The 3,840-nt window shown below is 60.8% G+C and carries 4 protein-coding genes; all 4 read left to right on the forward strand.

The genetic code is table 11. The annotated features are described in order from the left end of the window. A partial coding sequence (locus tag BG35_RS0107530; RefSeq protein WP_025782345.1) for an NADH-quinone oxidoreductase subunit M occupies window positions 1–1,023 on the forward strand: 1,023 nt, incomplete at its 5' end. After that, on the forward strand, window positions 1,013–2,170 hold the full coding sequence (locus tag BG35_RS0107535) for a CO2 hydration protein (RefSeq protein WP_025782346.1): 1,158 nt from the start codon (window positions 1,013–1,015) through the stop codon (window positions 2,168–2,170). The genes BG35_RS0107530 and BG35_RS0107535, both read left to right, overlap by 11 nt. 4 nt (window positions 2,171–2,174) lie before the next feature. Further along, window positions 2,175–2,435, forward strand: a complete 261-nt coding sequence (locus tag BG35_RS0107540; RefSeq protein WP_025782347.1) for a 4a-hydroxytetrahydrobiopterin dehydratase family protein — start codon at window positions 2,175–2,177, stop codon at window positions 2,433–2,435. An 83-nt stretch (window positions 2,436–2,518) separates the two neighbouring features. Continuing rightward, window positions 2,519–3,840: AAA family ATPase (locus BG35_RS0107545; protein WP_025782348.1), on the forward strand; the 1,322-nt coding region annotated here is incomplete at its 3' end.

Consider the following 3,840-nt stretch of genomic DNA (forward strand, 5'->3'; position numbering starts at 1 on the left):
GGCAATCTGGATTTCAGCATCAACCCTGTTTTGAGTCAGCAATTGGGCCTGGGAACCCAACTGCTGCTCATGGGGGCGTTGCTGGTGGGTTTCGGGATCAAAATCCCCCTGTTCCCTTTCCATAGCTGGCTACCGGATGCCCATACCGAGGCCTCCACTCCCATCTCCGTGCTGTTGGCGGGGGTGCTGCTCAAACTGGGCACCTACGGCCTGCTGCGCTTCTGCCTGACTCTCTTCCCCGAAGCCTGGGGGCTGCTGGCTCCCGGTCTGGCAGGCTGGGCGGCGGTGTCGGTGCTCTTTGGCTCCCTCGCCGCCATTGCCCAGACCGACATGAAGCGCATGGTGGCCTATAGTTCCGTGGGCCATATGGGCTACGTGCTCCTGGCCGCTGCCGCCGCCACCCCCATCAGCCTGTTGGGGTCCCTGCTGCAGATGTTGGCCCATGGGTTGATTTCCGGTCTGATGTTTCTGCTGGTGGGGGTGATCTATCGGGCAACGGGCACCCGGGATCTGACGGTTTTGCGGGGCCTGCTGAATCCTCAGCGGGGCCTTCCCCTCACAGGGGGGCTGATGATTCTGGCGGTGATGGCCAGTGCCGGGATTCCAGGGATGGCTGGTTTCGTGGCGGAATTGATGGTGTTTCGCGGCAGCCTGCTCACCTTCCCGCTGGCCACACTGCTGAGCATGGTGGGATCCGGATTGACAGCCGTCTACTTCCTGCTGCTGGTGAATCGGGCTTTCTTCGGGCGCCTGGCCACGGAACCCGGCGGGAAGCCCCCGGCCCTCCTCCCCCTGGCGGGTCTGGCCCGACAGGCGCCGGCGGTGGCGCTGGCGGCAGGAGTGGTGCTGATGGGTCTCTGGCCCCAGGGATTGGTAAATCTGGCTGTGGCCAGCACGTCGGCCCTGGGCCAACCCACCGCCGCCGTCTTCACCAGCGGCGCCTTCACCGCCGTTGCCGTGGCCGGCGGCAGCCAGCCAGCAGCAGGTGACGTCCTCCGGGAGGCGATGGCCCATGGCGGCTGACATGTCTTCCGATCCCCTCTCCCCCCTGCTGCAGCGGCTGCTGAGCGGTGTGCCGTTGCTGGCGGAGTCTCCCACCCATGTGCTGGAGGTGGTGGGGGTGCTGGAGAGCTATGGGGAGGTGCTGGATGCCTACAGCCGCAACCTCATCTACCAGGGGGAGCAGCAGTTTCTGAATCCCTTCCCTGTGTTCCGGTTTTTCAACGGTGAACTCACCTGGGGAAAATTTTGGCGTCATCTCAACCATGATCGCATTAACTTTGAATACGCGGAGTATTGTCAGAAGGCCATGCTCTGGCATGGAACCGGTGGGCTGGACGCCTTCCTGGAGAGTGAGCGCTTTGCCCACATCTGTCAGCAGGTGGCCCATCTCAAGCGGCGCCATGATCCCCTGTTGGGGGTATTGAGTGGCCTCTTCCCCCAGTTCCTGCCGGAGTTGATTCGTTCGGCCGCCACCACCCATGCCCTGGGGCAATTCTGGCGGGTGATGAGTGACCTGTTCCTGGATCTGGCCCGCGCCCACCGGGAGGGGCGGATCACCTCCGTTGCCAGCATCGTGGAGTTTGTGAAGACGGGACTTGTGGCCGCAGCCGACCTGCCCATTCGCTATGGGGTGCAACTCCATGGCGCCACGGTGGCCATCCTGCCGGAAGACGCACAACTCACCTTCCTCATGGATGTGGCGGTTCCCTATGTGGAGGCCGTGTTTCTGCGGGGTATGCCTTTCCTGGGCACCCTCTCCTTCAATGCCCAGGCCACGCAAATCCCCCACGACCAGGGGCAATTTGCCTACGGGGCTTTGTTTGCAGACCCCTTGCCCACCATGGGGGCCGGCATCCCCCCCAGCCTGCTGATGCAAGACATGTACCGCCATCTGCCCCGTGAACTGGAGGCCGCGTACCGGAGCCAGGGCCGGGGGGTGGTGGACATCCACGTGAAAATCTGCATGAGTTTCCAGAAGGCCATGTTCTGCGTCACCAACGGGGCCATCAACGGCACCATGCCCTATCCCCTGGATGATCCGGATCCCCGGCGCCAGGGCGCCAACCGGGACCACTGCACGGGGTGGCTGGAGCGCCTGCGCCAAGCACAACTCACGGCGCTGCCCGCCAGCGGTCCCGAGACGATCCGCACCCACGGCCACCCTTGAACCCATGGGCAACCCATCCCCCGACCCTGTCTGGAGCCGGCGCCAACGTCCCCCCCGACTGGAGCGCCGCCTTGGCTTTGCCGACTACCCCCAGGTGCGCCATTTCCTTGAGCGGCTGGAGCGTCTCTGTGAGCAACGTCAGCGGTATCCCGACCTCAGCTTTGGCCGCACCTACGTGAATCTGACCATCTACCCGAACCAGGATGCCGCCAACGTGGGCAGCGCCGAGGAAGAGTTTGCCCGGGATATTGATGGGTTGCTGTAGGGTGTGGGGCTGGCGAATCTGCCAAAATGAATCAATGTTAGACTTGGGCTCAACGCCCGTACCCCCTTTGTGTGGAGGCGACCATGCTGACCCGGTTGGAAGTGGATGGATTCAAGAACATGGTGAACTTTTCCCTGGATTTCGGGCCGTACACTTGCATTGCTGGCCCTAACGGAGCCGGTAAGTCCAACATCTTCGACGCCATCCGCTTTCTATCGTTACTCACTGACCATACCATAAACGAGGCGGCGCTGCAAACACGGAATGCAGGGGAAGAGACGGGAAACATACAGGATCTGTTTTTCTTTGGTGCCGGAGAACGCAGCTCTCGTATGCGATTCTTGGCAGAAATGATTGTTGACGAGAAGGTACGTGATGATTTCGGTCGCGAAGCCAAAGCGTCATCTTCATTTTTGCAATACGAAATTGCTTTTCGGTATGCAGATCCTTCTCCCACCACTGGCTTTCTGGGTGGATTGCTGTTGGAGAAAGAGGAACTGAACTACATCACTCAACAGGAGGCGATCCATCGTTTGAAATTTCCCAACAGGAAAAATAAATTCCTGAATAGTGTCGTACACAACAGCCGCAGGGGGGCCGGCTTTATTTCAACCAAGCGGGATCCCACAACCGGTCAAGCAGCCATATCCGTCCACCAGGATGGGGGCTCAAGAGGCCGGGAACGGCCATCACCCGCCAAGATGGCCGCGAAGACCATCATTGGCACGGAAAACACCTCGTTCACCCCCACCATCCTGGCCGCCCGGAACGAGATGCGCAGTTGGCGTGTTCTGGCCCTTGATCCAGCCGCCATGCGCCGCCCGGACCACTCCACACAACCACCCGGCATCGCCGCCAACGGCGCCCATATTCCGGCAACGTTGCAGCACCTGGCCTATGCAGCACCGCAAGACGATCCTGAATATGACGTTTGTGGGCAGATGTCGCGTCGCTTGTCAGAACTGGCGCCGGTGAAGGGCGTGAGCGTTGACGAAGACAAGCAGCGCCAACGACTGGCCTTGGAGATCATGGAACATTCTGGCCTGAAGCTCCAGGCCAACTCCATCTCGGACGGCACGCTGCGGTTCCTGGCCTTGGCGGCGCTTGCTGAAACCGTCGACGAAAGCGCAGTCATCTGCATGGAAGAACCGGAAAACGGCATCCATCCGGCAAAACTCAACGCCATGAACCGATTGCTCCATGACATAGCAGTGGATCCAGAGGAGGAAGCCGTCGCTCCCGACAATCCACTGCGGCAAGTAATCGTGGCAACCCACTCACCGTATTTCGTGCAGCTTCAAGACAAAAACGATTTGGTCCTGGCCAAAAATCCCGCAGTGAGAAGCGCTGCGGGGGATGTGGTCTTCCCCCTCAAGTGCTGTTCCATATTGGATTCCTGGCGTGA

This window comes from Candidatus Synechococcus spongiarum SH4, assembly GCF_000586015.1.
GTDB classification, from domain to species: Bacteria; Cyanobacteriota; Cyanobacteriia; order PCC-6307; family Cyanobiaceae; genus Synechococcus_B; species Synechococcus_B spongiarum_F.

Excerpts from the sequence above, each read along its gene's own strand:
- BG35_RS0107535 (WP_025782346.1), top strand. The coding sequence starts at position 1,013 with ATGGCGGCTGACATGTCTTCCGATCCCCTCTCCCCCCTGCTGCAGCGG.
- BG35_RS0107540 (WP_025782347.1), top strand. The coding sequence starts at position 2,175 with ATGGGCAACCCATCCCCCGACCCTGTCTGGAGCCGGCGCCAACGTCCC.